This is a genomic window from Exiguobacterium acetylicum DSM 20416, from assembly GCF_000702605.1.
In the GTDB taxonomy this organism is placed as follows: Bacteria; Bacillota; Bacilli; order Exiguobacteriales; family Exiguobacteriaceae; genus Exiguobacterium_A; species Exiguobacterium_A acetylicum.
The window spans coordinates 748,870-768,707 of the sequence record NZ_JNIR01000001.1 but is presented as its reverse complement, the minus strand read 5'-3'; the positions used below and the strand labels follow the sequence as shown (position 1 = coordinate 768,707).

At 45.7% G+C, this 19,838-nt stretch carries 21 protein-coding genes; 5 read left to right on the top strand and 16 right to left on the bottom strand.

What is annotated here, in order from left to right; genetic code table 11:
• Positions 1–13 precede the first annotated feature (13 nt).
• From P401_RS0103925 to P401_RS0103910, 4 genes are read right to left on the bottom strand one after another with little or no spacing between them, the layout of a single operon-like run.
• Positions 14–790: a 3-hydroxybutyrate dehydrogenase gene (locus P401_RS0103925; protein WP_029341305.1), complete on the bottom strand. Its 777-nt coding sequence runs from the start codon at positions 788–790 to the stop codon at positions 14–16.
• Between the two features lie 5 nt (positions 791–795).
• Positions 796–1,458: a 3-oxoacid CoA-transferase subunit B gene (locus tag P401_RS0103920; protein ID WP_029341304.1), complete on the bottom strand. Its 663-nt coding sequence runs from the start codon at positions 1,456–1,458 to the stop codon at positions 796–798.
• Between the two features lie 13 nt (positions 1,459–1,471).
• Complete coding sequence (locus tag P401_RS0103915) at positions 1,472–2,173, bottom strand: CoA transferase subunit A (protein ID WP_029341303.1); 702 nt, start codon at positions 2,171–2,173, stop codon at positions 1,472–1,474.
• 24 nt (positions 2,174–2,197) lie between these two features.
• A complete protein-coding gene (locus P401_RS0103910) occupies positions 2,198–3,637 on the bottom strand; it encodes a GntP family permease (protein ID WP_029341302.1) in 1,440 nt (479 codons plus the stop codon).
• A 240-nt stretch (positions 3,638–3,877) separates the two neighbouring features.
• On the opposite strand from P401_RS0103910, the gene P401_RS0103905 reads away from it, so the two are divergent.
• Genes P401_RS0103905 through P401_RS0103895 form a run of 3 tightly spaced genes read left to right on the top strand, consistent with a single transcriptional unit; the run spans position 3,878 to position 5,634 of the window.
• Positions 3,878–4,993 carry a GGDEF domain-containing protein gene (locus tag P401_RS0103905; RefSeq protein ID WP_051656232.1) on the top strand — a complete coding sequence of 372 codons (1,116 nt, stop codon included), beginning with the start codon at positions 3,878–3,880 and terminating at the stop codon, positions 4,991–4,993.
• A gap of 55 nt (positions 4,994–5,048) precedes the next feature.
• Entirely contained in the window at positions 5,049–5,216 is a 168-nt protein-coding gene (locus P401_RS18665; protein ID WP_023467823.1) for a hypothetical protein, read from the top strand.
• A 13-nt stretch (positions 5,217–5,229) separates the two neighbouring features.
• Positions 5,230–5,634 (top strand): DUF350 domain-containing protein, encoded by a 405-nt coding sequence (locus P401_RS0103895; protein ID WP_023467822.1) that lies wholly within the window; start codon positions 5,230–5,232, stop codon positions 5,632–5,634.
• Positions 5,635–5,785: 151 nt separating this feature from the next.
• Here the strand turns inward: P401_RS0103895 and P401_RS0103890 are convergent, their stop codons facing one another.
• The 8 genes from P401_RS0103890 to trhA form a co-directional block, all read right to left on the bottom strand.
• The gene (locus P401_RS0103890; RefSeq protein ID WP_029341300.1) at positions 5,786–6,340 is read right to left on the bottom strand and encodes a hypothetical protein; all 555 of its coding nucleotides are present in this window, start codon (positions 6,338–6,340) and stop codon (positions 5,786–5,788) included.
• Positions 6,341–7,202: 862 nt separating this feature from the next.
• Positions 7,203–7,889, bottom strand: a complete 687-nt coding sequence (locus P401_RS0103875) for an ABC transporter permease (protein WP_231925719.1) — start codon at positions 7,887–7,889, stop codon at positions 7,203–7,205.
• Between the two features lie 20 nt (positions 7,890–7,909).
• Positions 7,910–8,758, bottom strand: a complete 849-nt coding sequence (locus tag P401_RS0103870) for an ABC transporter ATP-binding protein (RefSeq protein ID WP_029341297.1) — start codon at positions 8,756–8,758, stop codon at positions 7,910–7,912.
• Between the two features lie 122 nt (positions 8,759–8,880).
• Positions 8,881–9,930: a LytTR family transcriptional regulator DNA-binding domain-containing protein gene (locus P401_RS0103865; protein ID WP_051656231.1), complete on the bottom strand. Its 1,050-nt coding sequence runs from the start codon at positions 9,928–9,930 to the stop codon at positions 8,881–8,883.
• 297 nt (positions 9,931–10,227) lie between these two features.
• Positions 10,228–10,488, bottom strand: a complete 261-nt coding sequence (locus P401_RS0103860) for a hypothetical protein (protein WP_029341295.1) — start codon at positions 10,486–10,488, stop codon at positions 10,228–10,230.
• 21 nt (positions 10,489–10,509) lie between these two features.
• The gene (rpiA, locus tag P401_RS0103855; protein WP_029341294.1) at positions 10,510–11,208 is read right to left on the bottom strand and encodes a ribose-5-phosphate isomerase RpiA; all 699 of its coding nucleotides are present in this window, start codon (positions 11,206–11,208) and stop codon (positions 10,510–10,512) included.
• 42 nt (positions 11,209–11,250) lie between these two features.
• Complete coding sequence (locus tag P401_RS17505) at positions 11,251–12,975, bottom strand: M3 family oligoendopeptidase (RefSeq protein WP_051656230.1); 1,725 nt, start codon at positions 12,973–12,975, stop codon at positions 11,251–11,253.
• A gap of 119 nt (positions 12,976–13,094) precedes the next feature.
• Positions 13,095–13,742 (bottom strand): PAQR family membrane homeostasis protein TrhA, encoded by a 648-nt coding sequence (trhA, locus tag P401_RS0103845; RefSeq protein ID WP_023467814.1) that lies wholly within the window; start codon positions 13,740–13,742, stop codon positions 13,095–13,097.
• Positions 13,743–13,854: 112 nt separating this feature from the next.
• Between trhA and P401_RS0103840 the strand changes: the two genes are divergently transcribed.
• Both P401_RS0103840 and P401_RS0103835 read left to right on the top strand, forming a co-directional pair.
• Positions 13,855–14,370 carry a DUF1836 domain-containing protein gene (locus P401_RS0103840; RefSeq protein ID WP_029341292.1) on the top strand — a complete coding sequence of 172 codons (516 nt, stop codon included), beginning with the start codon at positions 13,855–13,857 and terminating at the stop codon, positions 14,368–14,370.
• 54 nt (positions 14,371–14,424) lie between these two features.
• Complete coding sequence (locus P401_RS0103835; protein ID WP_029341291.1) at positions 14,425–15,384, top strand: DUF4003 family protein; 960 nt, start codon at positions 14,425–14,427, stop codon at positions 15,382–15,384.
• Between the two features lie 77 nt (positions 15,385–15,461).
• On the opposite strand, the gene P401_RS0103830 is transcribed toward P401_RS0103835, so the two are convergent.
• The 4 genes from P401_RS0103830 to P401_RS0103815 all read right to left on the bottom strand — a co-directional run bounded on the left by P401_RS0103830 (position 15,462) and on the right by P401_RS0103815 (position 19,740).
• The gene (locus P401_RS0103830; RefSeq protein WP_029341290.1) at positions 15,462–15,740 is read right to left on the bottom strand and encodes a hypothetical protein; all 279 of its coding nucleotides are present in this window, start codon (positions 15,738–15,740) and stop codon (positions 15,462–15,464) included.
• 61 nt (positions 15,741–15,801) lie between these two features.
• Positions 15,802–17,559, bottom strand: a complete 1,758-nt coding sequence (locus P401_RS0103825; RefSeq protein WP_231925602.1) for an EAL domain-containing protein — start codon at positions 17,557–17,559, stop codon at positions 15,802–15,804.
• Positions 17,560–17,590: 31 nt separating this feature from the next.
• Positions 17,591–19,225 (bottom strand): ATP-binding protein, encoded by a 1,635-nt coding sequence (locus P401_RS0103820; RefSeq protein WP_231925601.1) that lies wholly within the window; start codon positions 19,223–19,225, stop codon positions 17,591–17,593.
• 83 nt (positions 19,226–19,308) lie between these two features.
• On the bottom strand, positions 19,309–19,740 hold the full coding sequence (locus tag P401_RS0103815) for a YaiI/YqxD family protein (RefSeq protein WP_029341287.1): 432 nt from the start codon (positions 19,738–19,740) through the stop codon (positions 19,309–19,311).
• Between the last annotated feature and the right edge of the window lie 98 nt (positions 19,741–19,838).

Below are 19,838 nucleotides of genomic sequence, written 5' to 3'. Positions count from 1 at the left end.
CTGCTCCATCTCCTTATTGAATCGTATATCCACCATCGAGTACGTTCGCTTGTCCGGTGATGCCTTTTGCTTTACGGCTCGCGAGGAACAATGCGTAATCTGCGATTTCTTCGACGGCGAGCAACCGTTTTTGCGGAACGAGCGGATAGATGACTTCTTCCAGTACTTTTTCGAGTTCAACGTGACGCGTCTTTGCCAAGTCTTCCATCTGATTTCGGACGAGCGGTGTATCGACATACCCCGGGCAAATCGCGTTGACGGTGATTCCGTGTTCCGCTCCTTCAAGGGCTGCGACCTTCGTTAGACCGAGCAACCCATGTTTCGCTGAGTTATATGCTGCTTTACCGGCAAAGCCGATCAAACCGTTGATCGATGCCATATTGAGAATGCGTCCGTAGCCTTGATCCTTCATGATCGGAAAAGCATGTTTGATGGCGATGAACGGTGCCGTCAACATGATCTTAATCATCAATTCGAACTTCTCCGTCGGAAACTCCTCAATCGGTGAGACGTGCTGAAGACCAGCGTTGTTGATCAAGACGTCGAGTCGACCGAACTGTTCGACCGTTTGCTTCAAGACCGCTTCGACCTGTGCTTCATCGGTGACGTTTAACGTCATCCCGACTGCTTCATGACCGGCCGTGCGAATTGATGCCGCTGCTCCCTCTGCTGCTTCAGCACGGACATCCGTCACGACGACTTTTGCGCCAGCTGCTGCGAACGCCTTCGAGATTTCAAGTCCAATTCCACTCCCTGCACCTGTAACGAGTACGATATCTCCTTGTACCATCAACTTCACTCCCCTACCGTCACGCGTTCGAGTTCCGGACTGACCGTGAACCGCGCTTCCGTGACTTGTTTGATGTCCTCGACCGTATGACCATTCAGTGTCTCGATCAAGACCATCCCGTCCGGTGTAAAATCAAAGACGGCTCGGTCCGTAATCAGACGATTGACGACAGCGCGTCCTGTCAACGGCAAAGTACACGCCTGTTTGACTTTCGATTCACCGTGTTTGTTGACATGTTCCATGATGATGACGACGCGTTTTGCTCCATTGACGAGATCCATCGCCCCGCCCATTCCTTTGACCATCTTGCCCGGAATCATCCAGTTCGCGAGATCACCGTTCTGATCGACTTCCATCCCACCTAGGATTGCGAGATCGATATGCCCGCCGCGAATCATCGCGAACGACTCAGCACTATCGAAGTAAGAAGCTCCTGATTGTGCCGTAACCGTCTCTTTTCCAGCATTGATCTCGTCCGCATCAACCTCATGATCGAGTGGATAAGGTCCGATCCCAAGCAGACCATTTTCGGATTGCAACATGACATGCATGTCGTCCGGAATCGCATTGGCAATCAATGTCGGAATCCCGATCCCGAGGTTGACGTACATCCCATCTTCAATTTCCTGAAGTGCGCGTTCAATGATGATCTCTCGTGTCGTTTTCATGTCAATCTCCTCCTCAAGCTTCCCGGACAGTTCGGCGTTCGATGCGTTTTTCATAATCCGTCCCGACGACGATGCGCTGGACGTAGACGGCAGGTGTATGAATTTCGTTTGGATCAAGTTCGCCGACTTCAACCAGTTCTTCGACTTCGACGATCGTTACTTTTCCGGCTGTCGCGACAATCGGGTTAAAGTTGCGTGACGTCTTTCGGAAGACGAGATTCCCGAGACGATCCGCCTTCCAGGCTTTGACGATCGCAAAATCACCAACGATTCCTTCTTCGAGCAGATATGTTTTTCCGTCGAACTCTTTTTGTTCTTTTCCTTCGGCAATCGGTGTCCCAACGCCAGTCGGTGTGTAGAAACCAGGAATGCCAGCACCACCAGCACGAATTCGTTCCGCAAGCGTACCTTGTGGGACGAGATCGACTTCAATCTCGCCACTGAGGTACTGTTGTTCAAACGTCTTATTTTCTCCGACATACGACGAAATCATCTTCTTGATTTGCCGTGTCTGCAAGAGCAAACCGAGTCCGAAGTCATCGACGCCACAGTTGTTACTGACGACCGTCAAATCTTTGACGCCCTTCTCTTGTAACGCCGTAATGGATTTTTCCGGGATTCCGCAGAGTCCGAAGCCCCCTACGACTAACGTCGCCCCGTCAAAGATGTCTGCTGTCGCTTCCGCGAATGATGCGTATACTTTCCCCTGTTTCATCTGATGATGCCCCCTTTGAAGTCTTTAATACAAACCAGTTAAGCTATACAATCCGATCATCAAGAAGACGGTTACTGTCTTGAGGATCGTAATCATGAAGATATCCTTATAGGACTGACGGTGTGTGAGTCCTGTGACCGCTAGCAACGTGATGACGGCACCGTTATGCGGTAACGTATCCATCCCACCGGACGCCATCGAGATGACGCGGTGCATGACTTCTGGCGGCACACCGCCTGACGTGATTGCCTGTGTATATTTATCAGACATCGCACTTAACGCAATCCCCATCCCACCAGATGCTGAACCAGTGACACCGGCAAGCGTCGTCGTCGTGACTGCTCCGTTGACGAGCGGATTCGTAAATGTTTCCGAGATCCCGCTTGAGACGGACTTGAATCCCGGAAGTGCGGCGATGACACCACCGAAGCCATACTCAGCACCGGTATTCATGACGGCTAAGAGTGCGCCGCCGATACTGACGTTTAGACCCGCTTGGAAGTTCGTCTTGATCTTCGGGAAGTCATACAGCATCGCTGCGAGAATTCCAATCAATAGCGCCATTTGGACGGACCAGATCGCAAGAACAGCTGGTGTCTCAATCTTTCCGAATGCTTCTAATCCAATCGCTGAAAAGTCGAACCCTTCTGGATACCATTTCGGAATCGACAAGGTGAAAACTTTGTTCATGACGGCAACGAGGACGAGTGGGACGAAAGCAAGGACTTGACGATAGACCGGTTGACGATCCGTCTCAAGTGTCATTTCTGGTTCATTTTTCAATTCCATCTGTGGTGCGGCACTCGCAGCTGTCGCTTCGAATCCAGCGTATCCTTCACCCTCTTGATGGGCTTTTTTCTTGCGTGACTCGAGATACCACATCCCGACGACTAAGATGAACAAGCCACCGACCGTCCCCATGATCGGTGCAGCGTAGATATCTGTTTTGAAGAACGTCGTTGGAATGACGTTTTGAATCTGCGGTGTTCCTGGCAACGCGTCCATCGTGAATGTAAATGCACCAAGGGCAATCGTTCCTGGAATGAGACGTTTCGGGATATTCGCTTCGCGGAACAGGTTTGCCGCGAACGGATAAACAGCAAACACGACAACGAACAGGCTGACGCCGCTATATGTAAGAATGGCGCCAAGCAAGACGATAGCGAGGATGGCGCGTTTTGCACCAATCATGCGGATGATCGTCTTCGCGATTGATTCCGCGATACCGGACATCTCGACGACTTTCCCGAAAATTGCTCCTAGAAGGAAGACCGGGAAGTATGCTTTGATGAACCCGACCATCTTTTCCATGAAGATATTCGAGAAGAAGGGTAACACCCAATCCGGGTTCGTTAGTAAGACGGCGAACAAGGCACAGATTGGTGCAAATAGGATGACCGAAAAACCACGATAGGCAACAAACATCAATAAGGATAAGGCAAGAAGAATGATGACGAGTTCCATAAGTAGATCTCCTTCAAATTTAGTAAGCGTTTTCATTTCGCTTCTTCATCATTTAACAACGCAGTGTCGAGAAGGTCAATTACATTTCGTAAAACCATAAGTACAGCTTATAGAAATCATAATTTCACATTATAGACACAATTGGATCAGATAGATTATTTTTTCAAGTAACAGGAGTTAGTCCTTTTATGGCGTATGTCTTTTAAGTAACGTACTTTTATTTGAAAGGATGAACAGTTCATGAAAAGCATCCTTTTTGACGTCTTGCATAACGTGACGCTATTAATGGCTGGTTTCTACCTGCTCGGAAAATTATCACCGCTCCCGATCACCCGTGACTCCCCACGGCTGACCCGCGTGTTGTATGGCCTTGCCTTAAGTGTCATCTCATTACTACTCATGCAGATGACGATCGAAGCAGCGCCTGGCGTCATGGTCGATTTGCGCCATATTCCGGTCGTCGTCGCTGCCTACTTTGGTGGTGCCATCCCGACAACGATCGTGACGATCGCAATCATCATCTATCGCTTCAGTTTGGGAACGAATCTAGCAGCCTTCACCGCATTCGGTTTCATCGTCGCCGTTGCTCTCGGAACGAGTCTGATCGTTCGCGAGATGCCACCCTATGCAAAACGAACATTCACACTCGTGACGATATACGCGACGGCTTTACACGCTCTTGTCTTATGGATCGTCTTACCGAAACAGATTCTTCTACTTGAAGTGATGACAGTCGTCATTCCTGCATCGTTCGTAAGTAGTTGGCTCGCCCTGCTGATCATCCGCGATATTCGGTTGACCAAACAATCATTACGGATGCTTCGTCAGAAAGCGCAACTTGACTTTTTGACGGGATTAAATAATTCACGCGCCTTTAATGAATACTTCACGGATGTCAAACAGCGATTGATCCTGAACAAACAGTCGGTCGTGTTGTTGACGATTGACATTGATCATTTTAAACAGGTCAACGATACGTATGGACATGAGGCGGGCGACGAGGTGCTACGGCAGTTCGCCAATCGACTGCGCGATGGAGTGGCAGAAAGCGGGTATTTATCCCGTAACGGCGGTGAGGAGTTTTCAGTCCTGTTTGAGGGCGTGCCACTCGCTGAAGTGATTCCTTTAGCAGAACAATTGCGTGAACGGATCGCTTCCAGCCCGTTTCGATTGGCTTCGATCGATTTGCCACTTACGGCATCGTTTGGTTTAGCGGCTTTTGATGAAACGACATCTCAAATCGACCAGCTCCTTCCGGATGCGGATGCTGCCCTCTATCAGGCGAAGCAACAAGGTCGGAACCAAGTCGTCCTGTTTTCTCCTAATGCAGAATCTGCCGTCAGCTTTCAAGAATAACGATGGACGTCACCTCTGAAATCCGCTACCTTTAAAGAAGAGGTAGGTGATTGGCATGAAGTTAGCAAAAGGTCCCTATATCCTGATCGGCCTCATATTAGGTCTCTTGTTCGGATTCATTGGTGACAACTTCTATTTGTATGTATCAGCAGGTATTCTTGTCGGAGCACTGCTCGAATTATATGTTGCATACGAACAACGCAAAAAAAATAAAAAATCATGATGGAGGTACCAGCATGACATTCAGTGATTTATTCCTCTCGACTCTTTCGTATATCGGTGTCGCAACCGTACTCCTTGCCATCGGTGTCGTCCTGTTCGAGGTGACGACGAAATCAAAGGAGCTTGAATTAATTCGTAACGGGAAGAAAGCGGCCGTCTACGCCTTCGGTGGACGAATTCTTGGTCTCGCCATCGTCCTGTATTCGAGTATTTCGAACTCTGTCAGCATTCTCGATATGGTGTTATGGGGCGCACTCGCGATCGTCTTACAAATCGTTTTATTCTATCTCGCGGATTTACTAATCCCACGCTTAAGCATGACGAAAGAGATTGATGCGAACAACGAAGCAGTCGGCTTGTTGCTTCTCTTCTTATCGATTTCGATCGGTTTGATCATTGCAGGATCGCTTACATATTAAAAGGCACGAAAACAGCCCTGGATCATTAGGATCTAGGGCTGTTTAGATTGTATATCATTTAATCCATATTATAGATTCTAGCTTTATAAGGTCGTAATCTAACTGTATCATTCGAAACGTTCAAATTTATCCATCCTAAACCCCATCAATATTAGTTCCAAACTGAAGTAATTTCTTTTTCAAACATGACGGCCTCTCCTTCTTGAGAACGATCGACCTCATCTTTTATATATTGTGCAGGTGTAACGACCTCATTCCAAGCACTCTTCAGATAGTTTGCTTGATCGACGTTCATCGATTCCTTACCGTGCATATTGCTCGCAACATATTCAAGCGCCTCAATATAAGCAGTATAGTTCTTCGCTACTTTTTGTAAGGATTTTGATTCTGGATCATTCAACTTGAATTGGAAAGATTTTTCGATGTGGTACATCGCATCAATCTTCGACCTCAGTTCATTCATGGTCACATTCTTTGTAATGGAATCACCCGTCGAATAAGGTGCAAAGTTAGCCATATTTCGCATCGATCTATCGATGTAGTCTTTTCGATTGACTGAATTGACGGTCTTAGCATCCATCAACTCCTCATGCTCTTTATCTATATAAGGTGTTGTATAAGGGATGTATCCTGCTTGATACGAATACAAGCTTCCCCCGATTAATACAATGACTGTCGAATAGAAATATAAATATCGTTTTTTCAAAATACCCTCTCCTTAATGCTATGGAATTTTATGTACCTTACATCCTTCTATTAAGATCTGTAAAAAATGTTCGGGGGCAGTAGACTCCTCATAACATCATTCATTTCTTTCAAATTGCTACTTTTTCAATCTTTCATCGACTTTTGATCCACGATAAGAAATTTAGAAACCATTACAAAAATTGGATACGTTAATACAATGGTGATTAAAATGAAGCCTAAACCAGGGCTTGGCATGTCTCCTTCATTCGTGACTGGAATAATCCCACTTATGAAATAGGTGAATAAAACAAAGTAGACGAACCAGGAAAGACAGATGATTCGTTCAAACGACTTATGTAGAGTGGACTTGAAGGTGATCCGTCTAATTAAAAAAGGAATACTGATTAGAGTGATGCATCCAATCATGATATTCAGAGTCCAAAACATACTTGAAGACATATCAGTAAGTCTCATGATTCGATTGATATTTAGCATGCATTGTAATGGAATGAATAAAGCGACGGCATATAAAAAGCTCGATATGTTGATGTTTAAAAATGTTTTCATTCAATGAATCTCCTCTCGAAAAAGGCATAACTTGTATGAACACACTGCATAAATTCTAATTTTGATGACTTAGGAAAATATCTCGAATTAAGAAATATGATCTATACATTTTTCCAATCAAATACGAAAGTCAAACTTAATTCAAGTGAAAAGCATCAATTATTATGTGAAACTCTCCTACCAATCATTTTTATAATCCGTTCTGAATGACATACATAATGAGTAGGCCAAAGAGCGTCCCAACAATTGCTAACAGTACTTTTTTCATCATTTCTTACCCCCATCGATTTTTGTATTCTGTGCTGTAGTGACTATTAATCTTTTAATGTTCTCTTTCGATAGATCATGAAGACTAAAGCACTAGATAATATACCAGCAATCAAAATAACGATTAGATTAATGGATAGCGAAGAGAAAGAGGCACCATTCTCAACCTTTTCAGCTAGCTCTAACAGTTGTAAGTTCGGCAAATAATCGACAATCGAAAGTAACGGATATTTATCAGAAACCTGCTGGAGCAACGTTCCGAATCCGAATAAAAACATGACAGGTAATACAGCGACAGAAGCTTCCATCACAGAGGAAGTCATCAATCCTAGAAGTGTCCCTAAGGCAAGGTAGAACAAGCAAGAGACGAGAAGTCCAATTATTATGATGAAAGGATGTGACGGAGCATAACCCGTAATGACGGCACTGATGACTATGGTGAAGAGTGTGATCAGTGCAGTCAATATACTTTTGCCACCTAGAATCTCTAGAGTGGAGGCAGGTGACAGCATCAAGCTTCGTAACGTGTTCTTCTCTTTCTCTTCTGCGATCAATGTGCATTGAACGAATGCTGCTACTGAAGAGAATGTCAAATTGATGACGGTGTAGTGAATTTCTAACGTCACTTCGCCAATATTCTTATAGACAATTGCCATCAAAATAGGTACTAACAGTGTCGTACCGACAAATACGTTTCTTGACACGTCTTTTACATCCTTCTGAAAAATGGCCATTGTACGATTGATTGAAAAGATCATCTGAGTTCACTCCCTGTTACTTTTACGAACACGTCCTCTAGAGTCGGTTCGTTAGAATGGATAGATACAACCTGATTAGTACGTAACATTTCATAGATATGGCAAGCATCTTTTTCATTCGATTCGAAAACGTGTTCTAGGCCGTCTAATGATTCGATTGTCAACGTCTGATCAGCAAAACGCTGTTTGATCGATTTTGGTGATCCTAACAACTGGATATGACCACGATTTAGGAAGGCGACACGATCGCAAAGGGTGTCCGCTTCTACCATATCGTGAGTCGTTAAGAAAATCGTCGCACCGTCTCGATTCATATCTTTAAGGGCAGAATAGATGGCTTGAGTGTTGACAGGATCTAACGCAGAAGTAGGTTCATCTAAGAATAAGATTTCGGGTTGATGTAAAAAAGTTCGAGCGAGTAGTACCCGTTGTTTCATCCCTTTCGACAGTAAGGCAACTTTCTTATTCTGCTCATCACCTAAATTGACTAACTCCAGTGCACGATGAATACGGTTTTCAGAGACAGAAAAAATTTTGCAAAATAACTTTAAATTGTCTTTTACCGTCAAGCGATCGTAGAGACCACTATTGTCTGTCATGATACCTACTTTCTGAAAGGTGTTCTTTTGTTTGAGTTTTTCAGAGGGAATTCCAAGTAAACTGGTTGAACCCGTGGATGGTTTCATTTGACCAGTCAATATTTTGATCATGGTAGTTTTACCAGAGCCACTGGGACCAAGTAGCCCGAAAATCTCTTTTTGCTTGATATAGAAACTTAAATCGTCAAGAGCCGTCTTATCTGAAAAGTGTTTCGTCAATGATTCAATTTCGATTACCTTTTCCATAGTATAGTTCTCCTCTCGTTTTCTAACCTTAGAATAGTAGAGAGCACTATACATCGCACTATTTTAACGATGAAAGGAGTTAATAAGCTTATGAAAAGAGTAATTAGCTTGCTAGAAGATCGTCATTTAATGCCGAGCATCTCTTTAAGAACGTGTATTTTATTCTTAGATAAAGGCACTTCGGTTCGATCGTCGAGAACCAGACTAAAACTGTTCCGTGTCCACGTGACAATCTCGCGTACTTTCTTCAGATTAACGAGATAGGAACGGTGACATCGGAAAAAATACCGGTCCTGAAGAGTCGTTTCATACTCATTCATTGTATATAGACCCGGTAACATCGTATCCGCCACATGAATTTGAACACTTCCCGATGCGCTCTCGAAAAATTTGACCTCATCTATATCCAGTAAAATAAGATTACGTTCAAGTTTGGCAACGACCTTATTCAGTTCGAGAGGCGAAAACGGAGTGGATTTTTCAAGTCCATTGATCTCTTCATCATTTTTTGAGATTGCGTTCTCTTCTTCCTCAATTTCTGTATTGATGCGTGTAAGCCCACTACTACTTAATACATAAGATTCTTCGGATAAAGTAATTGCACTCTCCGTACTTCCTGTCAGTATTAGAAGACACTTTTCTTCCTGGAGCAACAATTCGATAACTTTGAATAGAATGTTCTTGGTATATTGATCAATATTTTGATCCGGTTCATCGAAAACGACCACCGGTGTATCTTGTAAAATAAGAATTGCGAGTTGCAGACGTTTCTTTTGAGAACGATCTAGTTTGTTTGTTCTTTTCTTTGCTATCTCGCTTAATTGTGTAACTTCGAGTGTGTCTGAAATCGCTTTTGAGCTGTTATACAATTTTTTATAAAAAGCAAGATGATCTAAAATGGTTAATCTATCGTATGTATACGGTTGCTCATAATAGAAACTGATTGACGAGTGATATTGTACAGTATTTCCTGGGTGATGATTGTTTACTTGAACATGTTTATTTGCACTTTGGATACGACCTTCAAGTATCTTTATGAGTAGCTGACGATGGGTAATATTAGAACTAATCGCCAATGACTTTCCTGGAGAAATGGAAAACGTAACTTTTTCGAGTACTGTTGTTTTATCTTTCTGATCTATGTAATTAAGCTCATTAACAAATAAAGTCACTCTAGTTCCCCCTTTGGGATGAATTATCCCTTGAAATATACATAAACCTTATCATGTTTTTTTACAAAATGTAGGTTATAAAAGAAGAATAATGGAATAGTGAATTAAATATTGAATATTTTAGAAATGAATTTTTGAATAGTAGTCACATACGATTTTCTTATTAACGTTTTAATTCATAACTATAGCGCAGAAGACACAAAAACGGCTTAGGTCCGTTTAAATAACGAATTTAAGCCGTTTAAAAAATCATTAAGTTATTTAGTTTATCAATAAAGAAATATTTTATTGACATTCTTATTTTTCAAGCTCCTCTAGCTCCGTCCGCGAACGTGGGAAACCATTCGCTTGCCACTCCGACCGATAGATCGAATCCAGTTTCGTCAATCCGACCTCATCCGGGTCTTTCGCAGCATCTGGACTCGGATCCTGATCGAGATGCGCTAAATAGTCTCGTAACGCATCGGTCTGTGTGCTCTGTTCCCGCTTCCTGAACAACAGTAGACTCGCACCGGCAATGACACCTGCTCCGAATAAATACCGTTTTTTCAAGCCCATACGGTTTCCTTCTTTCTTCCCTTAAACCAACCCACCGCCGTCACGCAGTCGTGGATGCGCGATGCGTTTGACCTTTCCCTCTTCGACCGTCAGGACATGATCGGGCTGTCGCTCGAAGTAACCCGTATCGAGTACACCCGACCAGCTCTTCACTTCTTTTGCAAATACTCGGACGTCCGAGATGGCTGATACATCAACGTCCAAAATCACGTGACCTCCATCTGTAACGAAGGGACGATCGTCTTTCACGCGTAGCGTTGCTGAGACATGCTTATCACGTAACCGTTGTCGCACATACGGTAAGGCAAACGGATCCAGTTCGACAGGTAACGGTCCGCTTAAATGATGGACGAACTTCGAGGAATCTGTCAGATAGAGCAATTCCCGACTCATCAGTGCGACGATTTTCTCGCGAAATAGTGCACCGCCACCACCTTTGATCGTTTGAAATCGTCCGTCAATCTGATCGATCCCATCGATCGTCAAATCGATTTCCATTCCCTCTTCCAAGTCAATCAACGGAATGTGTAGCTGTTCCGCGAATCGTACCGTCGCAAGTGACGTTGCCACACCTTGAATCTGTAGTCCAGCATGCACAAGTGGACCGAGCGCTTCGATGAACCGTTCCGTCGTCGAACCTGTCCCAAGACCCACTATCATCCCATCTTTCACATAAGTTAGTGCTGCCTCAGCGACTAATTGTTTCTCCTGTTCATACATCCGCATCCCTCCCTACATTTCTGTTCCCGTTTCGATTCGTCTTCAATCGACGGAGAGAGAGGATTCCGTTAACGTCAGGTACTGCTCAATTGCCTGGACGAGCGGTTGCTGAGCTTCCATCCAAAACGCGACAGATGTCGGATCAGCATCGAGATGACGGTTAACGATCTCATCGATCGTCGCTTGACCGGAATCATGCATGACCGCTTCAAAGACTGCTGAAAATTGACTCGGATCCGCTTGAACCGTCTGATACAGACTATTGCTGAGCAGATAACCGATCGTGTATGGAATGTTGTAGAACGCAAGATTCGGATTAAACAGATGACTGATGTACATCCATTTATAGCGCGCCGGTTCAGGCAATACCAGACCATAGGCTAACCGTTCTTCCTCTTGCAGGAGTTCACTTAACCGTTCGGCACTGACCGTCCCTTGCTGACGTTCCGCATAAAAACGTTGCTCGAAACGGAACATTCCGGGAACGATGCTGGCATATTTCAGCCCTTCCCGGATCTTGACCTCTAGGAGAGCGAGCACTTCCTCCCGCTCCTCCGTCTCTTTGATGGCAGCATCGAGGACGAGATTCTCCATGAACGTCGAAGCCGCCTCCGCGATGCTCGTTCCTTTGACTTGATTTAAATACGGTTCGTCTTGCAGTAAATAATTATGATAGGCATGACCGAATTCATGAGCGAGCGTTGCGACGTCCGGATAACTATCACGGTACGTCATAAAGATCCGGCTCTCTTTGGCAATCGGAAAGGCAGCACAGAATCCGCCCTCTGCTTTTCCAGGACGATTCTCTGCATCGACCCATCCCTCACTAAACACGTTTTCCGCAAAGGCGCCGAGCTGCGGATTCAATCGTTTGAATTGTGTCGTGACGATTGTCTCTGCCATCTCAAACGGAACGAGACGCGCGGAGCGATAGGTGTTCGTCTCAAAATCATGCCATTCTCCCGTCATCCGCTCCGCCTGGGCAATCTTCCGAGCGTAATAAGCGTGAAAGAGGTCGCGGTGTTGATCAAGTGCTTCCATCATCGCTTTTAGGCTCGCTTCCGAGATCCGGTTCTGCTCAAGCAACTCAGTCAACGGTTGCTCCCAGTTCCGCATCTTGTAAGATTGCAATCTGAAGCCGGCAATCCGGTTCAGAATTGTCGCAAACAGGTCAGCTTCTTGTGCACAAGCGGTGTCAACTGCTGTCGCTGCCGCTAAACGAGCCGAACGGTCAGGTGCGAACATCGCTTCGTGCAGCCCTTGACCGATCGTGACCTGCTTTTTGTCCAAGTCGACGCGCAATGCCATGAAACGCTGTTTGTAGAGCTGCCCCCAGCCTTGGAACCCGTCCACACCGAGATCTTGCAACAATTGTTCTTGAACCAGTGGTGCACGACGCGACTGGATGTCACGGCGTTCGTTCAAGAAAAAGGCGTATGGTGAACTAGTGACGAGCGCCTCCCACTCTTCTTGTGACAGTGCGGCGATCTTCGTATCGAGTGCTGCTGCCTCACTGCGCACCATCGCTTGTACGATTTCGATTTCCTCGAGCAATGAATGGACTTCTGAGCGCGTGACATCTTCTGCATATAAGCAATAAATGAAGTCACTCCATTCTTCGACGTCGCGCGCGACTTGCTGATAACGCTCGACCTGTTCTGCCACATTAGCCGGACGTTTCGTCAACGCGGCTTGTATCGTAGCAATTCCTGCTTTAACGTCGTTAATCGTGTAGAGTTTTTCTAATTGCCATCGTGTGTGTTTCATGCTTTTCCTCCTATGCGTGATCTATTCGTTCTTTCATTCGTGAGGACACTCGACTTCTCCTGTATTTTCCATCAGACACAAAAAAAACTCCTTCAGCCATTGACTGAAGGAGGACATCCTCATAAAACGAAGAAGTAGACACATAGAAAGTGTGCTAGGCTACCCAGTAGTACGAAGATATGGAAGATTTCATGGAATCCAAGATGTTTGAACGATAAGATACGTGGCTTCAGCCCATAAATGATGCCACCAATCGTGTAGAAGATACCACCAAGGAACAATAATCCGATGCCGAGCGGTGATAAAACTTGCGCAAGTGGTGTGATCGCAAATACCATGATCCAGCCCATTCCGATGTAGAGCGTCGTTGATAACCAACGTGGACTGTTGAACCAAACCAATTTAAAGGTGATTCCAGAGACTGCAATCAACATGACGATGCTGAACAAGACCCAACCAGTCGGACCGTTCAGACTGACGAGACAAAATGGTGCGTAAGACCCGGCAATCAACAGATAAATCATCGAATGATCCAACCGACGCCAGATCGCGATTGCCCGGTCGCTCGCAAGGACCATATGGTAGGTCGCTGAGACGGCATAGAGCGCCATCATACTGACACCAAAAATAATCGCTGCGACGATCGCAAGTGATGCCCCCCGTTCTAACGATGCCTTGATGACAAGTGCCAGTAACCCGACAAAAGCAAAGACAGCCCCTCCAAGATGCGTTAATCCATTAATCGGTTCTCTCATATAAGCTTTCACTTTCGTTCCTCCCCTGATATGTAGTTTCGAATACTACATGGCGTTATATACGTATTCTATCATATGATGGAGAAGTAGAAAGTCCTATTTTAGCGATTTTGGAGGTTTTTTTATGACACATTCTGATGACACGAGACACGATCGTCAATTACGGCTCGAAGATATCCCGAATATCGATCTCTATATGGATCAAGTCATTCAACTGTTCGAGCGGACATTCGAGGAAACGACGCGAAGTGCAGACGAGACGATTTTGACGAAGACGATGATCAACAATTATGCCAAAAAGAAATTATTCTTTCCGGTCACGAATAAAAAGTATACGAAGGAACACTTGATTCTGATTAGCTTGATTTATCAATTGAAAAGTTCGTTTTCGATCAATGATATCAAAACGATTCTTGCGCCCTTGAACGCAGGGATCGAACAGGATCAACTCGATCTTGAAGGGTTTTATCGTAATTACCTCGAACTGACGGAACGAAATACAGCCCGCTTCGTAACGGAACAAGACGCTCTGACCGCTTCGACGACCGATCCACTGGAGCAGATTCTCGCTATGGCTCATATGAGTAACTTGTACCGGCGCGCAGCAGAACAATTGATTGACACCCAACTGAAAAAATAAGAGAACGCTTTCACTGCGTGATACACTAGAAGAAAAGGCAGAGGAGGAACAGTCATGGAGATCGCGACGACTTTCTTGCGACAGCTTGATCACATCGGACCAGAATTCAGAACCTATCAGGATGGTATTCTGATCGAACTGGCATTCGACCGAACGATCGGAACGGAGCAGGTTTCCGCAAGTGTGTTGCTTGAGACAGCAGATGACTTGAAAATACGCTTGTATACACAAACCACCCAGGCATTATTACTTGCTTCGAAGATTCATGCCTTTGACGCCCACACACCGAGTCGGATTGCTGAGATGATGTCGATTCATGGCTATTTTAAATCGCATCGCTTGTCGCATCCCTTGAATGCCTACTCTACTGCCCTGTTCATCAGCCGTCTTACTCCACAGGACGCGGTACTTGAACGAACGGTACAATTATACACACGCCTCAAAAAACAACATCGGTTCATCGTGTCACCGCTATTGATCTCTTTCGTCTATTTTCACGCTACGACACGCGGTGAGTTAGACGAACTCGCCTCGCGTATCGAAACGGTCTATCAACGACTCAAACGACGGTTCGGACGCGCTCAACAGACGTATGTCGTGGCCTTGATATTCGCTTTATTGCCTGAAGACGATTGGGATCGCTATATCGCACAAGTGGAGGCATCCCGTAAGATACATCGTAAACACCATGTTCCGCTGTCGTTCCACGGCATGCTTGCGTTACTCGGTGATCCAAACGTTCACGCTTCGTCACTCGAACGGATGGCAGAGGCGTTACGCTCCGATTTACATTTTAAATACCGGAAGGACTTAGTCTATTTGACAGCAATCCGATTGTATTTAAGTCAACAAACGATCCTGCAACAACTCTTCCCATCTTCGATTCTCCCACCGGACGGCGCCGACGCGATTCCGTTCTTACTCTTCCCTGTTGATTTGACCGACACGTCCCATGCGACGGACGGCGGGATCGACGGAGGATTTGATGGTGGTGGTGACGGCGGGGGCGAGTAATCATTCAAGAACAATACAGCAAAAAGGGCAATCGACGCGTGGCATTACTGCCGAACGTCGATTGCCCTTATTTTTAGTCATTCTTTATCTTGCTGGTCTTCATCAGAAGGCTGGACATCGCCATCTTCATCAGAAGCGTGTGATAAATCGGGTGCTTCTTCACTCGAAGCATCGTCATCTGATCGTTCTGTTTTCTCAGCATCTTGTTCTTGCTCTTGATGCTTTGATTCTTTTTCCTCTTTTGAAGATTCCGGTACATCCGTATGGTCTTGCGGATCACGTCCGGCAATCTCATCCTTCGTCATGCGGTTCCCTGAAGTAATCGGATCCGTCTCTTTATCGTGTTGATTCGCCATTTGGCATCCCCCTTAAAATGTACTTGTTCCACATTTTAAAGTATTCCCGACTGAAGAACGATTAAACCTCGGCGTGCCCGCGAACGATGTCCTCGATGAGTAATTGTTCAATTGGCTGAGGGTGATGTACTTCATAGCCTTGCACATAAAGGTCCTCATCCAGCAGTTGAATCTGTTGGAGTTGAGACGCGGTCTCAACCTCTTGAATCACGAGCGCGATGTTCAGCACAGACGTCAACGAATGAACAGACCGAATCATCGAGCGCTCCAACTGATTTTGGACGAGGCGACGCGTAAAGATTGGATCAAGTTTGACCGCTTGAACAGGTAAACGCAATAACGAATTGAGTGATGCGTAATGACTTCCAAAATGATCGACGGTCAAACGATAGCCTGCTTGACGCAATTGTTCCAACCGGTTGATCGCAAAACGGCGACGTGTCTGCAGTACTTCTTCCCGAATTTCAAGAATGAGTCGTTCATTCGGGAAGTATGACTCCTCTGTCAGTCGGAGCAACTCGGAAAATAGTTGATCTGACTCGAACTGATTCGCCGACAGATTGACGGCGACGGAAATCTTACGACCAAACGTTTCTTCTAAACGACGTTGATCCAAGATTGCCTGACAGATCGTAAAGCGACCGATGTCCGGGAAAATTTCCATCTTCTCGGCAATCGGAATGAAATCCGTCGGACTGACGAAGCCAAGCACTGGGTGGTTCCAACGTAAAAGCGCTTCAACCGCGACATAATGTTTTTGTTTCGCATCGACGATCCATTGGTAATAAAGTTCGAACTGCCCTCGTTCAAGTGCATGCGACAACTCTGATTCAAGGACCGATGCAAATGGATGTTGCTCCGCATTTCGGTTCGGATTAACGAACGAGGTCCGTCGTTTCCCATCGTGTTTGACCTGTTGCATCAGCGCTTCTGCTGCGTAAATTTGTGTTTGACGGCTTGCCATGTCACCGGTCAGGAGACTGACGCCAGACGAAGCCGTCACGTGAATCGGTTCATCTGCGACACCAACGATCGGTTGCTCAATCGCTTCCGTGACGATACGGGCATATTCTTCTGCATGTTGCTCGAACTCCAGATCCTGTTCGATTGCTGCTAGGACAACGAATTCATTCCCGTCCATCCGCCCGACGACATGGTTCGGTAAAGGAACATACTTTAACCGGCTCGCGATTTCACGCAGTACTTCATTCCCTGCCCGGTATCCGTGCGCTGCATTGATTGCATGAAAACGGTCCAGGTTCAACACCATCATGAAAGCGGGATGAATCGTCATACTCGAAATCAATCGATTCATATACCGTTCGTTGTAGACGTCTGTCAGTGCATCTTTGATGACATAGGTTTCGACGTTGATTGATTTACTGATAATATCCGCGTATCGTTCAACGAGCGCAACATCCTGTTCCTTGAAGTCAAATGGCTGATCGTCAAAGGCACATAACGTTCCGATTTTCTCGTTCTCCGCGTTTTTGATCGCCACCCCTAAAAAGCTACCGTTTCCAAGTGCTTTCGTGACCGGATGATTAACCGTCAATGGATCATTGAGCAATTCATTGATCGAGACCTTCCCATCCGTCTCATCGACGACCAGCTTACAGAGGACATGTTGGAAGACATGGGTCGAGCCTTCTTCGATCAACTGACGGTCTTGGTTGATTGCTTTAACGACAAAATTGCTGTAAGAATCGTTTAATGCAAAAAATAATGTATTGACGCCGATTTGTTCACTCAGTTTTTCAAGAATTTCTTCGACGAGTGGATGCAAAGCTTCATAACGAATGTGTGAGTTATTATTCACCGTGTCTTCCTCCTTTCTGGTTCTGTCGTGGTCATACGTCAACTGGAAGTTGAATGATGAAGGTACTACCTTTTCCTTCCGTCGATTGAACGGAAATCGCTCCTCCATGATCGAGCACGATCATTCGGCAAATCGCGAGCCCTAAGCCGGTTCCGCCGATTTTACGTGTATCCGAATTATCCGCTCTATAAAACTTATCAAAAATGTAAGGTAGGGCTTTCTCTGGTATACCGAGCCCTTCGTCCGAAATCTCAATCCGTAATTGATCCGATTGGTTTGACCCTTTGATCCGGATTGCGCCGCCCTCAGGCGAATATTTTATCGCATTCATGATTAGGTTCGTAAACAGTTGCTTCATCTTCTCACTGCTGGCTGATACCGTATAGTCTCCTGATTCGAACTGAACACTGATTCGGTGTGCCTGACTCGCAAGATCAAACATCGGCTTCATCTCGAATATCAACTGTTTCAAATCAAGCGGTTCTTTTTGCGTGCCGTGCGTCGAATCTTCCCCTTTTTGAATTTCCAGGATATCATTGATCAATTCCGCTAATCGAACGGTTTCCGAATGAATCGTCTGCAAATACCGCTTTTGGCGCTTCGGATCGACTTCTCGTTTCATCAGTAACTCCGTAAAGCCCATGATGGAAGAGAGCGGTGTCCGCAACTCATGCGATACGATCGAGACGAACTCTGCCTGTTTAAGATCGAGTTCCTTGTCTTTCGTCACGTCGCGTAAGACGAGCATCATTCCCCATTCAACGTTCGCGATCGCAATCCGTTCAGCGTAGGCACTGAGTAATAAGTTCCCACGAAACGCCGAGAGTTCGATTGTTTCTCCCGGAATATCCCCGTTCATTAGTTGACCGATATAGTCATGAAGTGCGTCCGGCTGATCGACATGTTCAAACAGCGACGTCGCCCGTTCATACGCATGACGGAATCCTTGCGCTTGATTGACGAGCTTCGGGGGAAACATGTTCAACAAGGCTTGGTTTGCATAAATCTGTTCTCCGCTACTCTCGATATATAGGACAGCTTCCCGAATCGAGTCCAGTAGCTGATACGTCTTGATTTTTTCATGCTCCATCTGATGGAACAACAGATGGCGCTCAAGCGTCATCCCGAGTTTTCGTGATAGATCAAGTAAGTCCCCGACTTGCTCTAGATTGAACTGAGCGAAGGCATGACGAACATAAAGCAATCCGACGACTTGTCCGTTGCTTGGAGACTGGACCGGGATTGCCGACTCGAACTGCTCACTGATTGGCAACTGAACCGATTTACGCATGACGAACGCCCGACGTAAGACCGAATATTGATCGAGATCTTTTTCGATCAGCTCCATCTCGTCGATGCCTTGCGCGACGAAATGATTCAATTGTTCACGACGGTACAAGAGGATGGCACCTTCTTTTACATCGAGCAGTTGCAACAGAATCGTCAGGACGGTCTCACAGGCCGCTTCGACATTTTGTGTCGCTAGCGCTTCCATGATTTCATTACGTTGCTTCAATTTCAGTTCGACTTCCCGTAAATTCTGTTGTAACCGATTGATTTCACGTTGATCGAGTGAAGTGAGTCGTGCCTCAGCTGATGCCGGAACCGTTCCTTGGCGCAATCGGTAAGGACGGTCCTTCGAGTGGTCGCGTAAAATTCGTTTCAACGTGCATCCTCCTTTCTGAATTCATTCCTGTTTCAAATTATAGCATGGTCCTTGCTGTATCAACAGTTCAAGTACATTCTTACTTATATGATGGTGTGCACTAATGCACGAAATGCTTCTTCAAATGCCCGATCCGCATCACGTGTCCGTTTTTTCGGTCCTTTCGTCCGTCCACCTGCTCGTCGGATTTGTTGTCCGACATGCCGTGTATGAAGTAATAAATCAATATTATCGTTCGTGAACTCACGACCGTTTTGGTCCATTGCGAGTCCTCCTCGCGCTAAGACGAGTGCTGCTAAACCGTAGTCTTGGGTCACGACGAGATCGCCACGTTTCATCCGATTGACGATTGCGTAATCGACAGCATCTGGACCTTGTCCGACCGTAATCGTCGTCGCCCCCTCCCGCATCATCTGGTGTGCTGTATCACAAACTAAAAAGACGTCACGTCCCTGTCGGTGTCGAACGACGAGATCGACAACGGGACATCCGTCCGCATCTACGAAAATAGACATCTGCATCCTCCCTTGTTGGTTCCACTATCAGTGTCACAAACCAAAAGATTTCTTGTCAAGTCGCGTTTCCCATTTGACCGTTTCTTCGTTCTTTCGGA